This window comes from Nostoc paludosum FACHB-159, assembly GCF_014698835.1.
Taxonomy (GTDB): domain Bacteria; phylum Cyanobacteriota; class Cyanobacteriia; order Cyanobacteriales; family Nostocaceae; genus Nostoc; species Nostoc paludosum.
On the sequence record NZ_JACJTU010000010.1, the window covers coordinates 125,662 to 149,878 of the forward strand.

Sequence of the window (24,217 nt, forward strand, 5' to 3'; positions counted from 1 at the left end):
GAATAGTTTTAATTGTATTTAACCCGTGCATCCAGACCATAGGAACGGAGCATTTTCGTTACCCTTTCTGCTTCAGCGCGATCGCTAAATGCTCCAGCATTCACATAATCCCCCAGGTTTGATTCCTCTGCCACAGCATTAGGTATATATTGTTGCACTTTAGTGAGAGTTTCATTACTGAAAATTGGCACAATAACTGTATAGCGAGAGTTACCAACTAAGATGTTGCCGTTAGTTTCAGGTGATAAATAGCCATTAGTAACGGGTACTACATAGCGGTTAGTTTCAACAGAATTGCCCCCATTTAAGTTATTCAATCCTAATGCTTCCCAAGTTTGCCAATCTACATTTCCAGTAGAATTGAGTCGAGAAGATTGCTGGAATGCCATTACAGAGTCTCTAGTATAATCACTGTAATAGCCATCAGAATTGGCATTAAAAAAGCCTAATTGGAACAAACGGTCTTGAACTAATCTGACATTATCTGAGCGATCGCCAACAGTGAGATAATTTCTAGCTGGTTGTTGAGTAGCATATCCACCAGCTGAGGCTCTACGTACTGCTGCTAAAACTTGGGCATTGGCTGTGCCATTAACTGGTAGTTTATAATCTTGTTGAAAGTTGGCGATCGCTTCTCTAGTAATTGGGCCAGTAGTCCCAGTGGGATTAGCTTTAAAATAACCTAGTTGTCGTAAACGCTCTTGCAGTTCTCTGATTTGTTGACTGGAAAGACTCGATTTAGCTTGAGCCGGAGAAGAACCTACTAGTGCGTTCCAAGTTTGCTGACCGACAACTCCAGTGACAGATATACCGGCATTTCGCTGGAATGCAATCACAGCATCTTTAGTAATTCGCCCAAAATTTCCTGTGGGATTAGCATTAAAGTAACCGCGCTGCTTTAGACGTTGTTGCAACTTGGTCACGGCTGCACCAGTGCTACCTTGAGAGAGAGTAGGATATTGATTTACTGCCGATGGCGAATTTCGATTAACATTCCTACTAGAGGTTTGACTCTGACACGCTCTTTGCAACGCTCTTTGAGTACTAGGGCCTATAAAACCAACCGCAGGTAATCTATTAGCTTGCTGAAATTTGATTACAGCATTCTGAGTCAAAGTAGCAAACTTGCCTGTCACCGGGCCTTTGAAGTAGCCTAACTTTTTTAAACATCTTTGGCTACTGGCGACTTGCGAACCATTACTTCCAATTTTCTGAAGTGCTAAAACTTCCCCAGCAACACTGAGAATTCCCATAGTCAATGCTACAGACAAAAGACGCATTGCAGCAGAGCTAGGTAAATTTTTCCAATTCAAAAATTTTAAAATAACTGGCAGATGAACAACCTTGATACTTTCAGATGCCTCAAAGGCTGAGGCTAGCTCAGTTAAAGAGCTATCTACCCCTGTTTCCACTTGTTTTTTTCAAGTTATGACCATACAAGATTATACCATTCACTCTGTGTAATATTTATTTTTGTATGATTCTTTACAACTAGAGGAGTAGGGAGTTGGGAAGTAGGGCAAGCATAGGGGAATAACTCCTAATGCCCAATGCCCAATGCCCAATGCCCCATACCTATTGTTCATCAGTTTTTTCAGTATTACCTGCTTTCACCCAACCTTCTTGTCCGCTATCTTCCAAACGGATTTTTTGCCAAGCTTTATCTTCGCTTTCTTCCAAGACAATAATTTTCTGATTAAAACCAACGCCACCAATACGTTCACCGTCTTGATTTGGTTGTGCCCGCAAACTCAAACCATCAGCCCAACTCACACGCCCTCGGTAAGCTCCTGATGGTAATGGTGTTGGGGATGGGGTAGGTTGAGGTGATTCAGTGGGGGTGGGTGTAGGGGTTGGACTGGAAGGTGATTTAGTGGGGCTGGGTGTAGGGGTGGGTTTACCTCCAGGCTCAGTTGCTTTTGGAGCTTGGGCTTTCACCAAGGGGCTATCATTGGAGAAAATCGGTTTGGCAGGAGGTATGCCAGTGCGATTCATGAAATAGAGTGCAACTGCAACACCGCTACCAATTAATACAGCGATCGCTAAGAAAAAGCCAAGTAAATACTTTATTAAGCCAGAAAACATAATTAATACCTGATTATCTACGGGTCAATCAATTTTAGATTTTGGATTTTGGATTTTGGATTGTAAAGAGACCACAAAGGGACGCAGTGTGGTCTATTCCAATCGATTATTCTAGCTGCCACTCTGTTATACCAATTTGCAAAATGAATGCAACAGATGGATTGATAGAACCCTTTAACACAGAGAAATTTCCAATCCAAAATCTAAAATCTAAAATCCAAAATGGTATCAGCGTAGCTTACCGAAGCTATCGCTCAAAGGGCTGTGTTTCGATGCTAAACGCGCCCTCCCCGCAGCAGCCCATTCTTGAAGTTGCTGAATTTGCTCTACGGCGGTTCGTGCTAAGGGGATAATTTGACTGGCAGCCTCTAAAATATCGTCTTTAGTAAAATCACGATTTTGGCTAAATCCAATGTGCATGGCTTCAATTAAAGTTTGCTCAATTTCTGCCCCAGAAAAATCAGGTGTCTCATAAGCTAATCTATCGATGTCATAACTTTTTAAGTTGTGGGGGCGCAGTCGGGATAAATGAACATTAAAAATTGCTTTTCTCTCTTCTTGGGTAGGCAAACCGACAAAGAAAATTTCATCAAATCGCCCTTTACGCAGCATTTCTGGCGGTAGGGCTTGGATATCGTTGGCGGTGGCGACGACAAACACGGGTGAGGTTTTTTCAGCTAGCCAGTTAATAAATGTGCCAAACACACGGCTAGTAGTGCCCGCATCACCTTTGCTACCAAGTCCGGAAAAGGCTTTATCTATTTCATCAATCCACAAAATACAAGGGGCGAGGGCTTCAGCTACCTGAATCATTTGGCGGGTGCGAGATTCGGACTCGCCTACCAAACCACCAAATAACCGCCCGACATCCAAACGTAGCAGGGGTAAATGCCAGTGATGAGCGATCGCTTTTGCCGTTAACGATTTACCAGTTCCCTGAATACCCACCAACATTAAACCACGGGGGTGCGGTAATCCGTACTGCCTTGCCCGTTCGCTAAATGAGCCTCCCCGACGAATCAGCCAGTCTTTTAAGTTATCCAGCCCGCCGATATCAGAAATTTGCTCAGTGGCGGGGTAGAAGTCGAGGATTTGGGTTTGGCGGATAGTTTGGCGTTTTTCTTCCAAAACCAGATCCACGTCTTCTGGCTGCAATTCCCCGTGGCTAGCGATCGCTCTTGCCAAAACTCGCCGAATCCGTTCCATCGAAAGTCCTTGACAAGAGCGCACCAAGTCATCTAAAACTTTTCCAGAAAGTGAGTTCCCAGTACTTTGCAGTAAGCGTTCCACCTCAGTTTTAATTTCTGGGGCGCTGGGTAGGGGAAACTCCACGACTGTCAGCACTTCGGTTAAATCGTCAGGAATGGCGATGCGTGGCGAAAGCAGTACAATATTTTTTGGTTGCGACTTCAGGAGTCGGGCGAGATTGCGGAGTTTGCGAGCGATCGCCACATCTTCTAAAAAGCGATGATAATCTCGTAAAATCAATACCGCAGGTGCGGAAGCTGGTAATTTTTCCACAAATTCCAAAGCTTGCAGCGGATTACGCCGCCCAAACCCTGCATCATTAGGGTTTCCCTGGTAACCATCGACAAAATCCCAAGTATACACTGGGCGATTACCTTGGTTTGCTGCTTCTTCCCGGATAGATGCTTCTACTCGCTCCTCTTCATAAGTGGGAATATAAATCAAAGGATAGCGGGCGCGTAGCAGTAGTTTAAACTCATCACGAAAGCTCATGAACTCACTCCTATCAATCTGACGAACTCCAGCTTTTTTAAATTTATTTAAAAATAAAATACAAAAATTTTTTCAACTTCAATTACTGTACTAATTCCTAATATCTCTTTTATCTAAATAATTTCTCTACACAAGAAAACCCTCCAGATAGGAGGGTATGAGTTAAAGTTTACCGATTTAACAAGCCTATTGCTTATCTAAGTGTAAAACATAAGTTTTGTAACTTATATTACTCAAATTTTATGTCGTACTTATACCATAAATTGCTTTCAGGTATATGATTAATGACATTTCTTTAAGTAATATCCTAATTCTTCAGCCAATTCAGATAAAAAATCAGGTTTATTCTCAACTAACCATTCTGTAAGCTTATAAGAGTGCTTAGTTTTTCTAAATTCCAACTTATTGTCACAAAATTCTTGGAACATACTTTCAAGGATATTTGCACCGTGAACCTTAGATAACCAATTATTATCTAAAACTTCTTCTCTTTTTACACCTTGAAGCAGATAGGATTTTTCGTGTTTAATTTTATCGATATATTCTTGTACCTGAGTAATGCTAATAGGTATTTCTAGCCATATAGCTTCTTCATTAATTATCAGTGATATAGCTTCAGTATCAAGTAGATAATTCTCGTACATAGGTAGGCGTAAAAAAGTCACGCCTCTCTTCTTTAGTTCTTGAATTTTTGTTTCTGTCTTACTTTCTCTATCAAATATAAATCCAATTACTGGCGGAAACAGACTTGCTCCCGTTGTGAGTTTTTTGTAAATATCAAAAACAAGGTCAGAGCGTTTTCCATCCAAAAGAGCATCAGTACTATTGACACATAAAATTTTAATACCCATTAATGGTATCTTTGCAACTTTCTCCAATACCAATGGAAAACATTTTTCTTCAGTTTGTCCTTCTACCCAGAGAATATTATCAGCACCAAAAACGTCAGATAATCTAACTCCAAGTTCAGCTAAAACTTCGTTTTGCGATTCTATCTCTTTTGTATTTATTACTGATGCTGTTGTTTGGCAATCTTGATATTGGAGTTTGATAATAGTAGATGGATTCGCTGATGCAATAATTTCTGGCGAATGAGTAGCAATAAAATATTGGTGCTGGGGAAACTGTTTAAGAGTTTCTATAAGTTTTTTAGCTGCACCTGGATGTAAAAAAGATTGTGGTTCATCAATAATGATTGTTCTATGTTCTTCAGAAGAAACTAGAATATATAAAATTGCTAGTACTTGACTAACTCCACTTCCACATAAGGAAAGAGAAAGTGATAAATCATTTCTGTGAAGATTATCTGTATTCCAAACCATAATTTCAATATTTGCGTCATCTCTCATTACGACAGAAATCCATTTGATCTCCGGTAATACGTCTGAAACTAATTTATTGAAATGAGCAAACATCCCTGGAATTTTACCCTGCAATATAAAAAGTACTTCTGCAAGATTAGAAGCGTTTGATTTTAGTTCTGTATCAGCTTTATTCTCGCATTTACAAATTCCAACGTTTAGACGTTCAGCCTGAAATCGATAAATACGATTCTGAAATTTATCAAACAATTTGGAACCTATACTTTCTTGAATTTTTCCACTATATTTAACAAAAGGTTCCTGTACTTCATCATCAGAATAAGTAGTCTCTTCAATAACTATTTTATTGCTATCATCAAATTTAATTTTGTAAAAAACTTTTTGAAAAGCTTGCTTGTACAATTCAAAATTAAGTAGTTTTATTAAACTATCATTATCGATTTTTATATTGGATTGCAAAGATATGCTTATATCTACAAAACCAGGATTGTCTAAAAAATCTTGAAATTTTTTAGCGGCGTATCTTACAGATTCGTCAATAGCACTCATATATTCGTCATGATAGCGATCTGGATCGTAGTCATATTTATCAGCAATAAAATAATATTTTTCAGTTGCTGCTCTAGGAATTCCAACTGAAGGTCAATGTTTTAAAAAACTTCGCAATTCTTCTTTATTAATATGCAAATTAATTTCTATTTTGGATTCTTTTTGTATACTGGAAAGCTTGTTCGGTAAAGTATTTAAACTTCTGTGAGGATGATTTCCAAAATTTAGGGTCAGTACCTCAAGTAAAGACGTTTTTCCTGAATTATTTCGCCCAACAATAATATTAATACCTGGCGAAAATTCCATTAGCCCAGAATCGAGATATGATTTATAGTTAAATACTTGCAGATTCTTAATAAACATTTTGTATCATTTATTGATTTACTTAATTCTATTATTGGCAATTTGATTTATTTTGCCAAGTAAAACCTAAAAACCCAGCTTCTTTAAGAAACTGGGTTCTATGGAAATGCTATCGATTAGCTTAGTAAACTACTGCATAACTTGTAAGACTTAAAGTGAAAAAGTGATGTGCAGTAATATAGATTATTGTCCTGGAAGTTGCTTTTTCAAAGCTTCTAAACCAGCCCAGCGGTTGTCAACTGGCTTATCAATTGACTTTTCGTAACTATCAGCATTAATTGGAGGAATACCTGGACAATTGCGATCGCACAGTTGGCGTTGAGGCATTGCTAAGCACATTTGCTCATACAGCCATTCGCTGGGAGAAAAATAACCATCGGGTGGTAAAGTTTCTACCAAATCTTCCACAGTTACTTCCCTTTCTAAAGGCAAGTCTTTTAACTGATTTGCAGTTTCATCTAACCAGATGATTTCCTTCGTATCAATCCCCAAGCGTTGATTATATTGCTGCAAACAGCGGTTGCAGGTACAAGTAATAATAGCTTCTGCCTGACCGGATACTTCCAGATAATTACCATGATGCTGTACGCGTACACGACCGCGAACTGGTGTCAACGTTTCCAGACCAGGCAGAAATTCCTTAACTTGAACTTCCTCTGTCCGCTCCGATGCTCTAGTTAGCTGCGGAATATAAATTGCGTCCATAGGATTTGTGAGACATCCTCACGAAAATTTATCTTGATTATCAGCAATTGGTCTGATAGTACATTTTTTATTTTATCTCTTAGGGATAATAGAAATTTTGAAATTATGTTGTTAGAGTTCTCAATTCACTCTTAACCCATGTAGAGACGCGATTAATCGGGTCTCTACTCCTAATCCCTAACTTACTCCAACGCAGCCGGACGCACAACCAAATGACGATGTGGTTCTTTGCCACGACTGAAGGTTTCTAAATCTCCAAAATCTTTCAAGAAAGTATGTACTTGACGCCGTTCCGCAGAACTGAGAGATTTAATTTCCACTTCTCTACCAGAAAAGCGCACTTCATCGGCTGCTGCTTCTGCTAATGCGCGAATTTCGGCTTGTCTTTTGACACGGTAGCCATTCAACTCAATGGTGTAAGAAGCTTGTCCTTCCTCGGATTGGCTCAAGTTGAGAACCGAATTTGCTAGATATTGAATTGCATCTAGCACAGAACCATCGGGCCCAATTAATACCTGGATTTGTTCTGGTGTCAAATTCGTTTCATCAATTGTTAACCAGTAGCTATCTGATTCTGGGAAATCCTCGTCTTGAGGTTGGGCAGCTTCTAAATTACCGTGAATCTCAGTAGATATCCCACTGAGTTCCAGCAGTGTTTTTAACCACTGCTGACCTCGCTGCATGGGAATATTGCTCATGAACCCCCTGTAGCCTTTTTCTTAGAACTTTTCGGCTCAAATGGTAATGCTTTTTGTTCTGTGACTGCTGTTTCTTTTTCTTGAGCTTCTACGATTTTTTGCAGTTCTTCTGGTAATGGTTCGCGGGAGAGAATGTAGGTTTGTAGTGTCTGGAAAATATTACCAATCACCATATACATCAATACCCCAGCTGGTAGGGGGAAGAACAAAAACATTCCAGAAAAAATGACTGGGGTGATTTTGTTAACTGTGTCTTGGTTCGGATTACCACCACTGGAATTTTGCCCAGAAAGCATTTGGCTGACATAAAGGCTGATTCCAAAGAAGACAATCATGGCGACAATATCCCAGTGGATTGTGCCATCTGGATCTTGTGCGCCAACTCTACCTAAAGCATCAATAAATAAAAACCCTTTATCGGCTGCTAGCCCAGGAATTGTTCCTTGAATGGTCACTTCTCCAGGCTGCAAGGCTTCTAAATTGCCTTGGGCATCAATTTTTACCCTTTCTTCGCCTTTGGTGATTTTCCACTCAGGAATCAGCTTAGTTTCTGGGTGTTCTGCTAAAAGTACCTGAAATGGTTTGCCTTCGATGGTCTGATATTGTATTTTGGTTTGTTCGCCCACAGCGAGTTTGTTACCGCTGGGGAGAATTGCAGTTACCTTAACGTGTTCGCCATCAGCAATATAGATATTTTGAGGAGGGGTGGCAAAGGCTTGCGGTTGAATTTGTTCGATTTGTTCTGCCGGAAAGATTTGTAAGTTAACGCTGTAGTTCACACCTGCAAAAGGTGAACCCCGCAAAGTGGCGAACAGCGCTAATAAGACAGGCATTTGGATCAGCAATGGAAAACAGCCAGCTAAAGGGTTGCCAAATTCTTTTTGGACATTGACCATTTCTTCCTGCTGCTTTTGCGGATCGTCCTTATAGCGCTCTTTGATTTCTGCCATCCGCTTTTGCATCAGAGGTTGTACAATTCGCATCTTCCGCATGTTGCGAATTGAGCCAGCACTCAGGGGATAGAGCGCAAAGCGGACTATCAGTGTCAAAGCAACGATCGCCAATCCATAGCTAGGAAAAATTCCATAGAAAAAATCTATGATTGGCAGCATCACGTTGTTCGAGAGAAAGCCGATACCAAAATCCATTATTCTGAATTTAACCTGAGTTACTGTAAACTGACTGAATCTAATTTATCTAAATCATGACTTATGTGCGACTGTCCTTTGCTACGGATAGCCGCACAATTTTTGGGCATTGGGCAAGCAGGAAGTGTGGGAGGTGTGGGAGGTGTGGGAGGTGTGGGAAAAAATCTTTCCCCCCTCTCTCCCCACATTTCCCCATCTCCCCAGTCCCCAGTCCCCAGTTCCCAGTCCCTTTCCATTACTTGTTGGCAGCAGCGGTATATTGGGGGTTTTTGGCTGCAATTTTTTCATTAATGTAGTCATAGACTTCCCGAAAATTGGGAATAGCACGCAGCTCCAGACGGCTGCCGTTTTTCAGGGTTAGTACCATATCTCCCCAAAGACCTATGCCGCGTGGGACTTTGACAACTTTCACAATTTCTGAGTAAATTACGTCAGTGCGATCGCGCCCTTGCCAACCTCCTGTTACAGTAACTCGGCGATCGGTGATGCGGAAGCGCAGCCATAATGCTCTGACAATTGCCCCGACTGTCAAGGGTATGCCAACAACGGTTAGCCCAATTAGCAGGTTTATAATTAGATCCCCAACATGGGGGCCGCCTTCATAATAAACTTCTTCACGAATGCCCATCGAACACCTCGGCTTGTGCCAACAACTGCTCTAATTCTTGCAGAAATTGTGGGCTTACGCACTTAGATTCTGCTGCTGTAGGTTTGACAACTACCACTAGCCGCCATCCTGGTGACAATTTGGGCAGTAAGTCATACAAAGCAGCAGTAATTTGCCGTTTTATCCGATTGCGAACCACTGCTCTTTTGCTGACTTTTGTGCTAATCGAAATGCCAATTTTTGTGCTGGCAAGATGTCCTGAGTCAGTTGCTTGTTTAGTCTCAGCGGCGATTTCCAACGAAGGATTTATTAAACATAAAGGTTTTAAGGCTCTCAATGTTAAATAAGAGCCATGACGCCGAATTCCTTCCCGGAAAACTGCCTGGAAATCTTTTCGGGATTTTAACCGATTTGCTTTGGGCAAAGCCACAGATACTCTATATGCCCTAAACGCTCAGACGGTGACGCCCCTTTCTTCTCCTAGCTCTAATTACATTTCTGCCATCTGGTGTCCGCATCCGAGCGCGAAAACCAGAGGTTCTTTTTCTCTTGCGACAAGTCCCGCCCAGTGTTCTTTGCATACTATCCTCCTGTTGGGTGATTTTTAGAAAAACTCACAATCTCTAATTTTATCACTTTAACAGGGAATGGGAAATAGGAAATGGGGCATTGGGCATTGGGCATTGGGCATGGGGCATTGGGCATTGATTATTCCCCGCGTCCTCGCGTCGTCCCCGTGTCTCCCCATCTCTCTCATCTCCCCGAACTTAACTGATACTCAAAATCCAGGTTCCCATGTATCGCAGTAGTGGCACATCGCCAGGGGAGAGAACTTGGCAGTTGAAATAATACATCCCACCAAAGGAGGGGTTTTTGACGTTAGAAAAAACTAACTCAACTCCACTACCTGCTGGTACCGGTTCTTCGGGAAAAATACTAATTAGCTTACCTTCTTTGTCCCACTTGACCTCAGAAAGCTTAACTTTTTTACCTTTGACTCGTACCTCAATTTTTTTGGGGTCAAAAATTCCTTCGTAATAATCAGGATAGGTGATGGCAAATTGAGCAACTGCCAATTTCATTCTTTGACCTGGAATCCTCAATCTATAACGATCCCAACCATTGCTTTGTCCGCCAAAATCTAAGCGGAAGGGCAGCTGATTTTCCCCTTTGACACCGCTAAACAGCGTAAATCCAGGTAAGCTTTGCGCCAAACTCACAACTGGAAATCCAGTTAGCAAAAAGCTAGTTACGGCTAAAGCAGAAAGTAAACGTCGCATATTTAGGCTCCCTCCACCAAAATATAAACTCTGTTATCTAAATAACTGTATGTTAGTATTCTTTACTAAACTTTACTACGGACTTCCTGACAATAGACGTTGAATAGGAAAAAAAGTGCCATTTTTGGTGACTTTTGGCTGAAAGTAATTTTGCTTAGTCAGATATTTAACTTTAAATCAATTCACTCCATTATTCTTACAGAGACTTAGTTTGATTGCTAGGTTAGTCAAATTTGGAACTAAATAAAAACACAGTTGAGATGAGATTGTGTTTCCGAATATGTATAAGTGTATCTAAATTTAAGATTTTTGTTATAAAAATTGAGCCGTATGATTAGCGATCGCCAGTGAAATTGAGATAAATTGATTAAAATAAGCTTGAAATGAAAGTAGGAATTATTAAAATTTGATTTGAAAATTATCAAGCTTCCAAAATTTGGTCAATATTACTCTATAAGAAAGGATATAGCCAATTTCTCAATCCCGAAAATAAGCTGAAGATAAAGATGCAAAATTTGGGAATTAACATAGCATGTGCAATACGTAACCCTATTTGCAAATATCTGAAAATGTAACATCTGCAAGCCGCAAAGTGAGGCTTTGCGGAAAGAACGAAGAGTGGGAGAGGAAAGATTCAAGGTTCAATCTAGTAGAAAAAGTCATGGCTGATGTTCCTGCCTCAGTATTAAAAGTGCGAAATATCCCTCATCTGAGCGATCGCTTACTGGGCAGAGATTAAGTATTTATCTTCAGGAGATTTCATGAGAATAGCAGTTGCTAAAGAAATTGAAGTTTGCGAACGTCGTGTAGCATTAATTCCTGACATCGTTGCCCGATTGGTAAAGCAAGGTTTAGAAGTTTGGGTGGAATCGGGTGCAGGAGAGCGATCTTTTTTCAGCGATCCTGCCTATGAAGCAGCAGGAGCCAAAATTATTAGCGATTCTGTCAAATTATGGAGCGAAGCAGACATTCTGCTCAAAGTTAGCCCACCCCAAGAACGAGAAGATGGACGCTCAGAAGTTGATTTGTTAAAGGAAGGAGCTGTATTAGTTAGCTTCCTGAATCCTTTAGGAAATCCTGTGGTGGCACAGCAATTGGCAAATCGCAAAGTCACAGCCTTGAGTATGGAACTGATTCCCCGTACCACCAGGGCGCAAAGCATGGATGCTTTGTCCTCGCAAGCTTCACTAGCAGGTTACAAGGCAGTACTCATTGCCGCAGCTGCATTACCGAAGTATTTTCCGATGCTGACAACAGCCGCAGGCACCATCGCTCCAGCGAAAGTATTTATTATGGGTGCCGGGGTGGCTGGATTGCAAGCGATCGCCACCGCTAGACGCTTGGGAGCAGTGGTAGAAGCCTTTGATATTCGTCCTGCTGTCAAAGAAGAAGTGCAAAGCTTGGGCGCCAAATTCGTCGAAGTCAAACTCGAAGAAGAAACTGTGGCTGCGGGCGGTTATGCCAAAGAAATTTCTGAGGCTAGCAAACAACGTACTCAAGAAGTTGTCGCCGAACACATCAAAAATAGCGATGTAGTGATTACCACTGCCCAAGTACCCGGCAAAAAAGCACCACGACTCGTGACAGAAGAAATGGTGGCACAGATGAAACCCGGTTCAGTGATTGTAGATTTAGCAGCCGAACAGGGTGGTAACTGCGCCTGCACCGAACCCGGCAAAGATATTGTCTGGAATGGCGTCACAATTATTGGCCCCATCAATTTACCATCCTCGATGCCAGTCCACGCCAGCCAATTGTATTCCAAGAACGTGACATCGTTAATCCAACTATTGATTAACAAAGAGAAAGCTTTGCAAGTTGACTTTGGCGACGACATCGTTGATGCAGCTTGCGTTACCCACGCAGGTGAAATTCGCAATCAACGAGTGCATGAGGCGCTACAAGCTTTGAATACTCAAGAACCGGCGGTTAATTAGGGGCTGGGGACAATAATTTTAGATTTTAGATTTTGGATTAAATTTCCATCTAAAATCCAAAATCGAATCGCCCCATTCCCATTTACACAAGGAGTTTTATTTAATGACAGAGGCATTACTCGCTGCTTTGTTTGTGTTTGTTCTGGCGTCTTTTATTGGCTTTGAAGTCATCAACAAAATACCACCTACGTTACACACACCTTTAATGTCAGGCTCAAACGCAATTTCTGGCATTTCGGTACTTGGGGCAATTGTGGCCTCAGGTGCTAGAGAAACGAGTGTGTCAGTGATTCTCGGTTTAATTGCTGTGGTACTGGCAACTGTCAACGTTGTTGGTGGTTTCCTCGTCACAGACAGAATGCTGCTTATGTTCAAGAAGAAGGAGATTAAGGCGTGAGCGACTTTTTACCAACTGGCATTCAGCTGACATATTTAGTCGCTGCATCCTTATTCATTTTTGGTTTGAAAAAGCTGGGTTCGCCAGCGACAGCACGAAATGGTAATGTCATTGCGGCAGTGGGGATGTTGCTGGCAATTGTGGCCACAATGCTAGATCAACACGTGTTGAACTATGAAATGATTTTGTTAGGCTTGGCAATTGGATCTGGCATTGGTGCGATCGTTGCCTACAAAGTCCAAATGACGGAAATGCCCCAAATGGTGGGTTTGCTCAACGGTTTGGGTGGTGCGGCTTCGGCTTTAGTCGCCGTTGCCGAATTCTGGCGGTTATTAGATTCTGGCGCACCCGTACCCCTTGATGTGAACATCTCCATGCTGCTGGATGTGTTAATCGGTGGTGTTACCTTCACGGGTAGTTTTCTCGCCTTTGCCAAATTGCAAGGTTTAATCAGTGGTTCCCCGATTACATTTCCCTTCCAGCAACCATTTAACCTGCTGCTTCTGGCTGCTTACGTAACTGGTAGTGTTTACTTAATCATCACACCAGATAGCCTACCCATATTCTTGGGAGTAGTTGCTGTTTCCTTGGTGCTGGGTGTGATGTTCGTCATCCCTATTGGTGGTGGCGATATGCCCGTGGTAATTTCGCTGTTGAACTCCTTGTCAGGTGTGGCGGCGGCGGCGGCTGGTTTTGTGGTGATGAACAATATGTTAATCATCGCCGGGGCATTGGTGGGAGCCTCTGGGTTAATCCTCACCGAAATTATGTGTAAAGCAATGAACCGTTCCCTCTTCAGCGTGCTGTTCAGTGCTTTTGGTACAGCTGGTGCTGCTGGCGGTGGTGCTGCTGGTAGTGGTGCAGTAGATCAAACTGTCCGCAGTATCGATCCCGAAGAAGGAGCGATGATGTTGGGATACGCTCGTTCTGTGGTGATTGTACCTGGTTATGGCATGGCGGTTGCCCAAGCACAACATAGCGTCCGCGAATTGTCAGATCAATTAGAACGGATGGGCGTAGATGTCAAGTATGCCATTCACCCCGTAGCTGGAAGAATGCCGGGGCACATGAATGTGTTATTGGCTGAGGCCAATGTGCCTTATACGCAGTTATACGACATGGATGATATTAATCCCCAATTTGAACAAGCTGATGTGGCTTTAGTAATTGGGGCAAATGACGTAGTAAATCCAGCGGCGCGGAGTGATACCAATAGCCCGATTTATGGTATGCCAATTTTGGAAGTAGATCGGGCGAAGCAGACAATTGTCATTAAGCGTGGGATGAGTACGGGTTTTGCCGGTGTAGATAATGAGTTGTTCTACAAGGATAAAACTACGATGCTCTTTGGTAGCGCGAAAGATATGGTATCGAAGTTGGTTTCGGAAGTGAAGCAACTTTAACGAACCGCAGAGGCGCAGAGAGCGCGGAGTAAAGAATTAGTTGGCTTGCCTTGGGAGTGTAATGCTTCCAAGGCTAGTTTTTTGTTGGGGAACTACTCCACACAAAGGCACAAAGATTAGAAAACTTATTTCCGAAAATTATGGATAAATTTTTATTCCTTTTCTTGACATTCTGCGCGTAGTTAATTATTTTTGATTAGCCAAATTTAATTTCATAAATAAAATTGCAAGAGCTATGATAAGTATTGGATATATAATAAATTTTCTCAACTTCCTTTTTTATCTACTAGACAAACTTATGAAGACTATTGTGTTGAGACTCGAATTAATCATATTAGACAGAGAATACAAGAACATCAACCTAAAGCAGTTGTTTTCTACGGTAGATCATTTGAATATTTTTGGAGAAAAATAACTGAGAATATAACAAATATTGAATTTACAAAACCTTCAGAATCTTCTAAAGAAGATTTCTTTATTAGTAGAAATAATAAAACTGTATTTGTGATGGCTAAATTTCCTAGAGCTTTACCAAATGAATACTTCCATAACATTGGTAGAGCGATTTTAAATATTCAATAATCTCTAAGGTTTCTTGTTGTTCTTATTCTTTATCTAACTCATTCCAGACTCGAATAATTTTTCCTCCGCGTCTCTGCGCCTCTGCGTGAGAGAAAAAAGCGATCGCGATTAATTTGGGAAGAAATCAAAATCTAAAGTTTCATCAACAGAAAAAGGATATTCTTTAGGAAAAATAGACAGAGGAAGTCCTGTTTCAATCGATGCTTCTTTTCGAGCGTGTTGGTAACAAATATCAAAAACTTCGGTGTAGTATAATTTTAAGCTAGGACTATCTAAAAATGCTTCTTGTAATCTTTGACGATGTTCGTAAATTGTATATAACCAGCTATTGGATCGGTTTTGGGGTTGAAATTTATATTTGAGTAGGTGCATTAAAAGCACTCTAAGATTACTCCTTAAAGCATTTTTATCGCTTCTACCCATACTTTCAATTTCTTCAATTAAATTTTCTAAATCTAATTCTAAAAAATTTTCATTTTTTAATAAATAAACTGTGTGTTCTAACCACAGATTATAATCTTCTGTATAGAGATTATTGGTTTGAGGAACAGATTGATTGCTCATAATCTTCTCGTTTACAGATATATAATCTTAACATTACTTCTGTTATTTCCGAGCGTGTGCTAAAGTAGCTTACCCTAGGTCTACCCAGCAAAGCCTAACCCAGCTATCTTTCCTTTCTTCCTTCCTCTGCGTTCTTTGCGCCTCTGCGTGAGATAAAACAGGTTGGTTTTAGTATTGGTATTTATATTGTATTTTAGCGTCAATCAGTATTTTAGTTTCCTGATAAAGCCCTCATACTTACAGAGTATCTAATTGTAGCCCGATGGAAGTAAGCATTATTAATTCACCGATCGCACCTTTTCTTCCTCCGTGTTCTTTGTATCTCTGTGGTTGATTAAAAACAGCGATCGCTCTTCAATCAAAGGCATGATATAAATTTGACATGATAGACCACGATCGCTGATTCAAAGGCTAAAATGAATCTGGTATTTGGTATAGATAATAAGTAAAGTATTTCTTTCAATAAACTATTACCTATTTACACTGGCGATCGCCACAATTACCTTTAACAACTACCGTTGAAAATGTGCAAATATTTATACCAGTTCTTAAAAACAATCCTGGCTTTCACTGCTTCTGCTTGCCTACAAGCACCACGGCACAACTACATAATATTAACTTTGCTTTTGTGCTTGAATTTCATCAATGCAACTCCAGCAGCAGCGGCGAATGTGTCTAATGATTTGCTCAAGCAACCAGCTACAGAAATTACAGTTAGCTTGGGTAATGCAGCTAACGAACTCAAATTTGAGCCAAATCATCTAGAATTGCAGGCTGGCAAACGCTACAATTTACGGCTAACCAATCCCAGCCAACTGAAACATTATTTTACTGCTAAAGATTTTGCCGATGGCATTTGGACACAAAAAGTTGAAGCAGGGAAGGTAGAAATTAAAGGAGCAATTCACGAAATAGAACTCAAGCCAGGTGCTGAGGCAGAATGGGTGTTTGTGCCTTTGAAATCTGGCACTTATGGTTTACGTTGTCCAATAGCTGGACATACAGAAGCAGGTATGATTGGAGAGATTGTTATTAGTAATTAAATAAGAATTCAGAATTAATCGGTGGTCGATTGAAAACTGATTGATTCTGAATTCTGAATTCTGTATTCTTCTTCAATCACAGATGTTACTGGAGTTTTAAGAATTTATCTAAAGCTACTACCATACTCTCAGGCCAACGACGGATATTTTTTACCCAGTTGATATCCTTATAACGGTTATCCAGTCCATAAGCTGCTACCCAGTTACTTTCAGCTTCCCCTTGTTTTCCATTCACCCAGTAGGCGGCTGTGAGGGCGGCACGCATATCGGCAAATTTGGGATATTTGCGGACGATGTTTTGCATTTCTCGAATTGCTTGGTTTATTTCACCAGTTTCATAAAGGGCTAGGGCATAGTTAGCGCGGGCGAAGGCAAAATTTGGAGCAATTTCTACTGATTTTTTATAGTCAGCGATCGCCAAATCCCATTTTCCTAAACCACCTTCGGCATTACCGCGATTGTTATATGCCATTGCATCGTTAGGATCGAGTTCTAGAACACGATTATAATCTGCGATCGCCTCTTGCCATTTTCCCAATCCTTCCAAAGCCGCACCCCGATTCAAATAAGGATCTGTAGCATTTGGGGCAAGTTCTATAGCTTTGTTATAATCATCCAGCGCCTCTTGTAACTTGTTCTGACTTACCCGCGAATTTCCTCGGTTACTCCACGCCCCTGCATTGGTGGGAAATTGCTCAATAATCTTTGTCCAATATGTTTCAGCCGTGGCAAAATCACCATTATTTGTAGCGATAAAAGCTTGATTTGCCCACTCATCACCTTGTTTTAATTGCTCTTGAGTAATACTTGGCAATTGAGATTGTGCGATCGCTGGTGTACCCCAGCCAAACACAAGTAACAAACTGAGAAAAATACAAATCAACTTCATCATCTGGATTTACCGTAAGTGAGTGGAGAGTAGGGTGTAGGGCATGGGGCATGGGGCATAGGGCATAGGGTATGGGGAGCAAAGGAGATGGGGGACTGTGGGGAGTGTAGGGAGAAAGAGAATTTATGCTTCTAGCTCCTCTCAATGCCCAATGCCCCATACTTCTCTACGAGAGGCTGCGCCAACGGTTGCGCCCTTTTCTACGAGAGGCTGCGCCAACGACTACGCTCAGGACAAGCTCAGTACAAGTGCCCAATGCCCAATTTATCGTAATTACAATAACGACAATTGTTCGCTAGGCGGCGTAAATCCCAAATGTTTGTATGCTGCTTTTGTCGCCATCCTGCCACGGGGAGTTCTGGTTAAATAACCAATTTGCATCAGGTAAGGTTCGTAGACTTCTTCAATTGTTTGGGTATCTTCACCTGTTGCGGCTGCCATTGTTTCTAACCCCACTGGCCCGCCGTTAAATTGTTCAATGATTACACTTAGCATCTGGCGGTCTGTCCAATCTAAACCACAAGGATCTACTTGGAATAGTTGCAATGCCTCAGATGCGACGTTTTCATTAATCTCTCCAGATAACTTTACTTGTGCATAATCACGTACTCGTTTGAGTAGTCTATTAGCAATACGTGGTGTTCCGCGCGATCGCCGGGCTATTTCTGCGGCACCATCTTCTGTAACTGGGGTTTTAAGTAATTCCGCACTTCGCAGTACAATTTTACTCAGTTCATCAACTTCATAAAATCGTAACTTTTGAACTAAGCCGAAGCGATCGCGCAGTGGTGAAGTTAAAGCACCCACGCGGGTTGTAGCTCCCACCAAGGTAAATTTTGACAGCGGTAAACTTCTAATCCGAGCGCTCGAACCCTTACCAATAGTAATGTCCAACCGATAATCTTCCATCGCCGGATAGAGAATTTCTTCTGTCATTCGCGAGAGGCGATGAATTTCATCTACAAATAAAATATCTCCTGGCTTCATGTTTACCAGTAGCCCAACAATATCTCGTGGACGTTCTAGGGCTGGCGCACTAGTAATTTTGTAATTTACCCCCATTTCCGATGCTAAAATCATTGCCATTGTGGTTTTACCCAATCCTGGCGGCCCATACAGCAGTAAGTGATCCAGCACCTCACCACGAGACTTAGCTGCTTTGATGGCAATGTCTAATACATCCTTTAAATCTTTTTGCCCAATGTAATCGGCAAATCGCTGTGGTCTAATACTTTCTTCCTGCCTGTCTTGTTCATCAATAGCAGCTTCAGGTTGCAAAATATTGTTCGTGGATGCTGCTTTCGCCGATTCCCGACGCTGTTTTGGTTCTCCGTTGGGTTCTGGAGGCTGTTTTTTCGAGGAGATTATCGCCATGATTCAGCTGTCTACTTTTTAGGGGACTGGGGACTGGGGACTGGGGACTGGGGACTGGGGAGATGGGGGAGTGTGGGGGGAAAGATTTCTTCCCCATCCTCCCACAGCTCCCCATACCCCATTCCCCATACTTGAGAAAATTTTCGTTTGCAAATACCCGCGCCAATTTAAAATTTAAATTCCGGTCAATTACCTAGAAGTACAAAAATTACTATGTTATCTAAAAGAATCTTACCGTGCTTAGATGTGAAGGCGGGACGGGTTGTAAAAGGAGTTAATTTTGTCAACCTGCAAGATGCAGGCGATCCTGTAGAACTGGCAAAGGTTTACAACGAAGCCGGTGCTGATGAGTTAGTATTTCTGGATATTACAGCCACTCATGAAGACCGAGCTACTATCTTAGACGTTGTTTACCGCACTGCTGAACAAGTCTTCATTCCATTGACTGTGGGTGGCGGTATTCAATCCTTAGAAAATGTTAAAGCTTTGTTACGATCTGGAGCAGACAAGGTTAGTATTAATTCTGCGGCAGTGCGCGAACCAGACTTGATTAATCGGGCAAGCGATCGCTTTGGTAATCAATGCATAGTCGTTGCTATTGATGCCAGACGCAGAGTTAACCCAGAAAATCCAGGTTGGGACGTTTATGTCCGCGGTGGCAGGGAAAATACAGGCTTAGATGCCCTACTTTGGGCACAAGAAGTTGAAAAACGGGGGGCCGGAGAACTGCTAATCACAAGTATGGATGCTGATGGAACCCAAGCCGGATATGACCTAGAGTTAACCCGGACAATTGCTGAACTTGTGGAAATTCCAGTCATTGCTTCTGGTGGGGCAGGTAATTGCGAACATATATATGAAGCTCTAACCCAAGGCAAAGCCCAAGCAGCACTACTGGCATCGCTCTTACATTACGGTCAACTAAGCGTAGCTCAAATCAAAAATTATTTGCGCGATCGCGAACTCCCAGTACGTTCCTTTTAATCAGTAAGTATTTGTCTATTAATTGCATCTATCTCTAGTTAGACACACTTCCACTAAAGGATGTTAATATTAGTTTACATCTATTAATAAATATTAAGAAATATGTTGCTTCCTATTTTAATTTTTGATGTAGCCCTGGTTGCATGGTCGCTGCATCTGATGGAAAGAGCCTACGAGAATAAGGAATTCTCTTTGATGTTAGCTGGTACATTGGTCGCACTGGCCGCAGCTGCTATGTTAGTAGTTTACTTTTTAATGGGTCACTGTATGGCTTATTTATTGCAAGTATCTTAAGCATTGCTCAGTATTATGAGAGATAATTAAAATTTAATATCAAAATCTTGACAAAGCAGCGATGAATAGGCTAAGCTAGTTCAGGCACTTAAGGGGTTATAGCTCAGTTGGTAGAGCACCTCAATGGCATTGAGGGGGTCAGCGGTTCGAATCCGCTTAGCTCCATTTAAACTTAAAACATTTAGTTACCAGTATGTGTCACTTAAAGGAAAAGATGGCCGGAATTAAAGGATAAAGTGGCCGCACTTAAAACCTGGAATACTTATTTTTGCGTTACCCTATTTTCGCCATACTTTACAAGCGATCGCATTCAATTGTTTCAAATACGCTTCTGTCATAGGTTCTGTTCTGCGGCCACTTTATCTTTTAATAACGGTCACTTTATCCTTTAAGTGACAGTCTTGGTCAACTATTGGTTGTCACTTTGGACAACTTATGGTTGTTGTCGCAATGTCTGATTTGAAAAAATTAGTCATTTAGTCATTGGCGATCGGTACTAATGACTTGAAGTTGCAGGGCAATTGAAGAAAACGAGGGCGATCGGTGTTTTCGTCGCGGCGGGATGAGTTCTTTGATTTTGCCGCAAGCACAAGGTAATGGTTGAGAAAACAGCATGACAAATTTATGAAATATTTGTGTAGTAATTATAAGCACACGAATATCAAATAAAAACTAATAAGAATCGAGAAATTTCAACTCCTATGGAAACATTAGGAGTATTCTACATAATTACCCAGTAGTGAATAGTGATGAGCATTCTTAACATTATTTATACTTTTGTACTGTGCAAGTAGCAAAAATCAGGTAAACCTTAACTGGGATTAATAATTTTCTACTTTGTAGAAAATAAATTTTCATCTAGAGTAGGACAAAGATACCTGCTGTGACCACAGAAATAAAAGCTAGATCGAGCCTCTGGCTTCTAGCTTTAGGAAACCAACTTTAATTATTGAGAGTCTGGTTTCAAAATGGGTAACAGCACCATTCCCCATCAGCTTGATCACCTATGCTAAAAGTTATGCACTCGGCCACCAACTCAGCCACTCCAAATGCCCAGTGGGAGGATTTAATCAAGCTTCCAGCCCCAAACACAGTTCAATGGGACAATATCAAAACCCAATTAGACTTGGTGCTGTTGGCGCTAGAAACCTTAACTGGGATTGGTTCTGAGGCTATGCTTTCGGCGGCAACTGATTTGAATTTAGAGTCAAGAGTGCCAGACCGCGTAGCTTTATGGCGGCTGCGCCAATCAAATCCGCTACGCAAAGGTCAAGGAGGGCGAAAAAAGCTAGATATAGAAGAAGCGCGATCGCTTGTTCTTATCACCTGCTACCTAGCCAAACAGCACCAGGAATTGATTCGCCGGGCTGTTGGTTTGTTAGAACAAATGGCAGAAAGTAACCGGGAACCTCACCAGGCTGCTTTACTTGGAGACTATATTGATGCTTTTTGCAACACTTACCAAGAGCGGATGGAAGAGGACGAGCAAATCTCAACAGATTTACTTACCAACCTGGCACTAAAACTGCTTGTAGATTTACTTTTTTACAGTGCCCCTGGTGGGCATCGCCGTCTTTGGCTAGCACTTATAGACCGTTCTACAAAATTTTAAATTTGACTTTTGAGATTCCTCAACCGAAATCCGCCGATGTAAGTTTGCTAGGTCAAGAAACCTCTTTGACGATCGCTAGCCCTTGGGCAATGCGTTATCAACATTGGTTCTTCCTTGCACATCAGTTTGCACAAAAAAAAGAATCGAACAAAGTTATAAGTCACAACTTTTATTTGCAAGCAACTGACTCAACTTTTGTCTCCGACACGCTATGCGTAGCTTGCTTCGATCTAGGAGTACGCAAAATCCCAAATAGTCTTCCTTGCTGTTCCTGCCATGCCTCTATCAAATACTGTGATTCGTCGCTACACACCTCCTACTTGTACGCTAGAAGTATTCGCACAAAGCTCGCCTTTGTCTCGTTGGATGGGGAGAACTGTCCTCAAGCAGCTAAGCTTTGAACTACGTTTTGACGATCCCCGACTCCCAGAAGAACACAGAGTTCCTATTCGAGGCGATCGCAACCAACTAGAAGCTTTGTGTGATGCAGTCACCAGCTATGTACAGCAATTCCTCCAACAGTCTCCAGAAACCTTTTGGGTTCGTTTCTCAGGTAACCAAGAATCAAGCGCGGTACTGGATGAACCAGAATTAGAGTTATCAACAAAAACATTAAATTCTTTTAATACCCAAGTTCCAGGCGCAAATATATATTTAGAACCCAGCAGCTATTTAACTCACAATCTATTTCTTGGTTCTCTCGCCAACCAAACATCCGGCCCAGTGATTCAACTGAGTTTGTTGCAACTATTCGATTTGGCAACTGCTTTAGATGAATACTCAACCGATGTTATGGCACTCCCAACTCTTAACACTAGGAGTTCAGATATGAGCTTCCCCGCTTGGGCGCCTATTGCCGCAGTATTAGTATTAGCTGTCGGTTTTTTACCAGTTACTTGGCAATATGCTAATAACATCAGACAAAAACAACAGACAGCCAAAACAGCAGACCCGACAGAGGTCAAGACTGCGCTACAACCTTCACCCTCTCTAACCTTTCCCGCACCCCAGTCTGGACTCACCACCCCAGCAGATAATTTGCTCGGTTCCACACCTCCACCTGCGGCGTCTAGTTTGCCCCAAACACCGCTAACAACCACTGGTTCTGGTTTGACTACGACACCGCCTGTATTGCCCAACAATTCACTGGCTATACCTCCTACAACTTTGGGTAAGACTCCAACCCTACCAAAAAATTCAGCGATGCCTCCGGCGAGCTTCGCTAACGCACCGTCTAGCAAAATCCCCGGACAGGAAATCGCCATACTACCAAATTTGGGACAGAATCTCACAGCCCCAAATCCCCAAGCTGATGCTCTCCCGAAGAGACGCAATTTACCCCCCAGCCTATCTTCTAACACACCCAACTTCTCACCCAACATCTCGCCAGTAGTTCCCCCCTCTGTTGCCACCATACCCAATAGCAAGCGTGGCAATATCCCAACCCAAGGTTCTCCATTAAATTCACAACAACTGGACGAAACAATCAGTGCCCTACAGGCAGCTTCTCCTGCAAATAAACCTTCTTCAGAACAGCCCGCCTCTGCAACTGCTACTACTAATCCATTTATCGATCAATTAGGGGACGGAAGTAAAGCCCCCACATCCAGACAAGTGGCAACTGGCACATTATTTGATACACCTCAGGTAGCAGAAGCCAGAGAATATCTTACAAAGCGCTGGCAACCACCTGCGGGATTGGGACAGACATTAGAATACAGTTTGATAGTCAGTGTTGACGGCACAGTTGAACGAATTTTTCCCCTGAATAAAGCAGCAAGAGAATACGTTGATAGCGCTGGGATGCCGCAAGTTGGTCAACCTTTCGTTTCCGCCAATACCCGCGGACAAAATGTCAGAATTCGAGTTGTTCTCAGTCCTGATGGCAAGGTACAGACTTTTCCAGATGAGTAAGTAAATTTATCCGTTGGTTGACACTTATGTAACTGGTACAAACCTTGTGCCAGTTTTTGTTTGCTCTAATTGCTCTGAAGCTAGGCTTTTTGAGTCCAGTTAGCAAACTGGTCTGGATATTGATAACAGTAAACTTACCAATCAATACAATTATTTTTAATAAGAATTCTCCCCAAAAAACTAAAAATAGAAGTTTTAAAACTCTAATGTGAGTTCGACAAAAGCTAATTACAACCCCTTGCATTGTAGGCAAGAGGTAAAAAACCTCTTTTCAAATTAATTCTGGATTTTGAATTCTTTTTCAAAAGTTGCTAACAATTACTCAAGTAATAAGGTAGGGAATATGCAAACAACTGGTACTCAAAAAGACAGTCTAGCTTGGATTATTCAAACATGGGCAGCTTTTCTACTTTCTATTTCTATGACTACCTTTGGTATTGTGAATTTGCCAGTGGATAGCTGGGTCAAAGGGTTTATGGGTATGGGTTTGGCTTTTTCTGTTGGCTCCACTTTCACCTTAGCAAAGACTACTAGAGACTTGCACGAAACTAGAAAAATAACCGCTAGAATCGACGAAGCCAAGGTAGAAAAATTGCTTTCACAACACGATCCTCTAAATTTCAAATAAAGAAGATTAGAACAATTTTGAATTTTAGATTTTAGATTTTCCAGCAAATTGCAACTGCGTTAGGTACAGATAACTGTAAGGGCACAAAAATATTGTGCC

The 24,217-nt window shown here is 41.7% G+C and carries 27 protein-coding genes and 1 tRNA gene; 11 read left to right on the forward strand and 17 right to left on the reverse strand.

The features are described from left to right. Nucleotides 1-8 precede the first annotated feature (8 nt). The 8 genes from H6H03_RS12850 to yidC form a co-directional block, all read right to left on the reverse strand. The gene (locus H6H03_RS12850; protein ID WP_190955484.1) at nucleotides 9-1,412 is read right to left on the reverse strand and encodes a peptidoglycan-binding domain-containing protein; all 1,404 of its coding nucleotides are present in this window, start codon (nucleotides 1,410-1,412) and stop codon (nucleotides 9-11) included. Nucleotides 1,413-1,575: 163 nt separating this feature from the next. Next, complete coding sequence (locus H6H03_RS12855) at nucleotides 1,576-2,085, reverse strand: SH3 domain-containing protein (RefSeq protein ID WP_190955485.1); 510 nt, start codon at nucleotides 2,083-2,085, stop codon at nucleotides 1,576-1,578. 228 nt (nucleotides 2,086-2,313) lie between these two features. Further along, nucleotides 2,314-3,825 (reverse strand): AAA family ATPase, encoded by a 1,512-nt coding sequence (locus tag H6H03_RS12860; protein ID WP_190955486.1) that lies wholly within the window; start codon nucleotides 3,823-3,825, stop codon nucleotides 2,314-2,316. 281 nt (nucleotides 3,826-4,106) lie between these two features. Further along, the gene (locus H6H03_RS12865) at nucleotides 4,107-5,696 is read right to left on the reverse strand and encodes an AAA family ATPase (protein WP_242057841.1); all 1,590 of its coding nucleotides are present in this window, start codon (nucleotides 5,694-5,696) and stop codon (nucleotides 4,107-4,109) included. A gap of 93 nt (nucleotides 5,697-5,789) precedes the next feature. Then, entirely contained in the window at nucleotides 5,790-6,059 is a 270-nt protein-coding gene (locus H6H03_RS40280; protein WP_277926150.1) for an AAA family ATPase, read from the reverse strand. Between the two features lie 183 nt (nucleotides 6,060-6,242). Further along, entirely contained in the window at nucleotides 6,243-6,764 is a 522-nt protein-coding gene (locus H6H03_RS12870; RefSeq protein ID WP_190955487.1) for a YceD family protein, read from the reverse strand. Nucleotides 6,765-6,946: 182 nt separating this feature from the next. After that, nucleotides 6,947-7,462, reverse strand: coding sequence for a Jag family protein (locus H6H03_RS12875; protein ID WP_190955488.1), 516 nt, complete (start codon nucleotides 7,460-7,462; stop codon nucleotides 6,947-6,949). Further along, on the reverse strand, nucleotides 7,459-8,610 hold the full coding sequence (gene yidC, locus H6H03_RS12880; protein ID WP_190955489.1) for a membrane protein insertase YidC: 1,152 nt from the start codon (nucleotides 8,608-8,610) through the stop codon (nucleotides 7,459-7,461). Before yidC ends, H6H03_RS12875 begins: the two co-directional genes overlap by 4 nt. A 63-nt stretch (nucleotides 8,611-8,673) precedes the next feature. Here yidC and H6H03_RS12885 point away from each other — a divergent pair, with 63 nt between their 5' ends. Further along, a complete protein-coding gene (locus H6H03_RS12885) occupies nucleotides 8,674-8,901 on the forward strand; it encodes a hypothetical protein (protein WP_190955490.1) in 228 nt (75 codons plus the stop codon). On the opposite strand, the gene H6H03_RS12890 is transcribed toward H6H03_RS12885, so the two are convergent. From H6H03_RS12890 to H6H03_RS12905, 4 genes are all read right to left on the reverse strand, one after another. Beyond that, nucleotides 8,846-9,238, reverse strand: a complete 393-nt coding sequence (locus tag H6H03_RS12890) for a PH domain-containing protein (protein ID WP_190955491.1) — start codon at nucleotides 9,236-9,238, stop codon at nucleotides 8,846-8,848. The two genes, H6H03_RS12885 and H6H03_RS12890, sit on opposite strands and share 56 nt — an antisense overlap. Next, complete coding sequence (gene rnpA / locus H6H03_RS12895; RefSeq protein ID WP_190955492.1) at nucleotides 9,225-9,647, reverse strand: ribonuclease P protein component; 423 nt, start codon at nucleotides 9,645-9,647, stop codon at nucleotides 9,225-9,227. Before rnpA ends, H6H03_RS12890 begins: the two co-directional genes overlap by 14 nt. 16 nt (nucleotides 9,648-9,663) lie before the next feature. Beyond that, nucleotides 9,664-9,798 (reverse strand): 50S ribosomal protein L34, encoded by a 135-nt coding sequence (gene rpmH, locus H6H03_RS12900; RefSeq protein WP_073642693.1) that lies wholly within the window; start codon nucleotides 9,796-9,798, stop codon nucleotides 9,664-9,666. 186 nt (nucleotides 9,799-9,984) lie between these two features. Continuing rightward, nucleotides 9,985-10,497, reverse strand: a complete 513-nt coding sequence (locus H6H03_RS12905) for a DUF2808 domain-containing protein (RefSeq protein ID WP_190955493.1) — start codon at nucleotides 10,495-10,497, stop codon at nucleotides 9,985-9,987. Between the two features lie 761 nt (nucleotides 10,498-11,258). Between H6H03_RS12905 and H6H03_RS12910 the strand changes: the two genes are divergently transcribed. From H6H03_RS12910 to H6H03_RS12920, 3 genes are all read left to right on the forward strand, one after another. Next, nucleotides 11,259-12,434: a Re/Si-specific NAD(P)(+) transhydrogenase subunit alpha gene (locus tag H6H03_RS12910; RefSeq protein WP_190955494.1), complete on the forward strand. Its 1,176-nt coding sequence runs from the start codon at nucleotides 11,259-11,261 to the stop codon at nucleotides 12,432-12,434. Between the two features lie 103 nt (nucleotides 12,435-12,537). Next, nucleotides 12,538-12,831, forward strand: coding sequence for an NAD(P) transhydrogenase subunit alpha (locus tag H6H03_RS12915; RefSeq protein ID WP_190955495.1), 294 nt, complete (start codon nucleotides 12,538-12,540; stop codon nucleotides 12,829-12,831). Further along, nucleotides 12,828-14,234 (forward strand): NAD(P)(+) transhydrogenase (Re/Si-specific) subunit beta, encoded by a 1,407-nt coding sequence (locus tag H6H03_RS12920; RefSeq protein ID WP_190955496.1) that lies wholly within the window; start codon nucleotides 12,828-12,830, stop codon nucleotides 14,232-14,234. The genes H6H03_RS12915 and H6H03_RS12920 overlap by 4 nt, the downstream gene beginning before the upstream one ends. Nucleotides 14,235-14,924: 690 nt before the next feature. Here H6H03_RS12920 and H6H03_RS12925 read toward each other — a convergent pair. After that, nucleotides 14,925-15,380, reverse strand: a complete 456-nt coding sequence (locus H6H03_RS12925) for a DUF29 domain-containing protein (protein WP_190955497.1) — start codon at nucleotides 15,378-15,380, stop codon at nucleotides 14,925-14,927. A gap of 524 nt (nucleotides 15,381-15,904) precedes the next feature. Here H6H03_RS12925 and H6H03_RS12930 point away from each other — a divergent pair. Continuing rightward, on the forward strand, nucleotides 15,905-16,423 hold the full coding sequence (locus tag H6H03_RS12930) for a cupredoxin domain-containing protein (protein WP_190955498.1): 519 nt from the start codon (nucleotides 15,905-15,907) through the stop codon (nucleotides 16,421-16,423). Nucleotides 16,424-16,508: 85 nt separating this feature from the next. On the opposite strand, the gene H6H03_RS12935 is transcribed toward H6H03_RS12930, so the two are convergent. The 3 genes from H6H03_RS12935 to ruvB form a co-directional block, all read right to left on the reverse strand. Then, nucleotides 16,509-17,315, reverse strand: coding sequence for a tetratricopeptide repeat protein (locus H6H03_RS12935; RefSeq protein ID WP_190955499.1), 807 nt, complete (start codon nucleotides 17,313-17,315; stop codon nucleotides 16,509-16,511). After that, complete coding sequence (locus tag H6H03_RS12940) at nucleotides 17,200-17,472, reverse strand: hypothetical protein (RefSeq protein WP_190955500.1); 273 nt, start codon at nucleotides 17,470-17,472, stop codon at nucleotides 17,200-17,202. The genes H6H03_RS12935 and H6H03_RS12940 overlap by 116 nt, the downstream gene beginning before the upstream one ends. Nucleotides 17,473-17,585: 113 nt before the next feature. After that, nucleotides 17,586-18,686, reverse strand: coding sequence for a Holliday junction branch migration DNA helicase RuvB (gene ruvB / locus H6H03_RS12945; protein ID WP_190955501.1), 1,101 nt, complete (start codon nucleotides 18,684-18,686; stop codon nucleotides 17,586-17,588). A gap of 213 nt (nucleotides 18,687-18,899) precedes the next feature. Here ruvB and hisF point away from each other — a divergent pair, with 213 nt between their 5' ends. The 3 genes from hisF (at nucleotide 18,900) to H6H03_RS12955 (ending at nucleotide 20,129) form a co-directional block, all read left to right on the forward strand. Continuing rightward, nucleotides 18,900-19,670 carry an imidazole glycerol phosphate synthase subunit HisF gene (hisF, locus tag H6H03_RS12950; protein ID WP_190955502.1) on the forward strand — a complete coding sequence of 257 codons (771 nt, stop codon included), beginning with the start codon at nucleotides 18,900-18,902 and terminating at the stop codon, nucleotides 19,668-19,670. A 102-nt stretch (nucleotides 19,671-19,772) separates the two neighbouring features. Beyond that, complete coding sequence (locus tag H6H03_RS40285; RefSeq protein WP_096535022.1) at nucleotides 19,773-19,964, forward strand: hypothetical protein; 192 nt, start codon at nucleotides 19,773-19,775, stop codon at nucleotides 19,962-19,964. Nucleotides 19,965-20,056: 92 nt separating this feature from the next. Next, nucleotides 20,057-20,129 (forward strand) — tRNA-Ala (locus H6H03_RS12955). 315 nt (nucleotides 20,130-20,444) lie between these two features. On the opposite strand, the gene H6H03_RS41265 is transcribed toward H6H03_RS12955, so the two are convergent. Then, the gene (locus tag H6H03_RS41265; protein ID WP_277926151.1) at nucleotides 20,445-20,579 is read right to left on the reverse strand and encodes a hypothetical protein; all 135 of its coding nucleotides are present in this window, start codon (nucleotides 20,577-20,579) and stop codon (nucleotides 20,445-20,447) included. Nucleotides 20,580-20,970: 391 nt separating this feature from the next. On the opposite strand from H6H03_RS41265, the gene H6H03_RS12960 reads away from it, so the two are divergent. The 3 genes from H6H03_RS12960 to H6H03_RS12970 all read left to right on the forward strand — a co-directional run bounded on the left by H6H03_RS12960 (nucleotide 20,971) and on the right by H6H03_RS12970 (nucleotide 24,118). Next, a complete protein-coding gene (locus tag H6H03_RS12960) occupies nucleotides 20,971-21,576 on the forward strand; it encodes a DUF3038 domain-containing protein (protein ID WP_190955503.1) in 606 nt (201 codons plus the stop codon). Between the two features lie 276 nt (nucleotides 21,577-21,852). Next, nucleotides 21,853-23,490, forward strand: coding sequence for a DUF4335 domain-containing protein (locus H6H03_RS12965; protein WP_190955504.1), 1,638 nt, complete (start codon nucleotides 21,853-21,855; stop codon nucleotides 23,488-23,490). Nucleotides 23,491-23,833: 343 nt separating this feature from the next. Continuing rightward, nucleotides 23,834-24,118, forward strand: a complete 285-nt coding sequence (locus H6H03_RS12970) for a YiaA/YiaB family inner membrane protein (RefSeq protein ID WP_190955505.1) — start codon at nucleotides 23,834-23,836, stop codon at nucleotides 24,116-24,118. Nucleotides 24,119-24,217 lie beyond the last annotated feature (99 nt).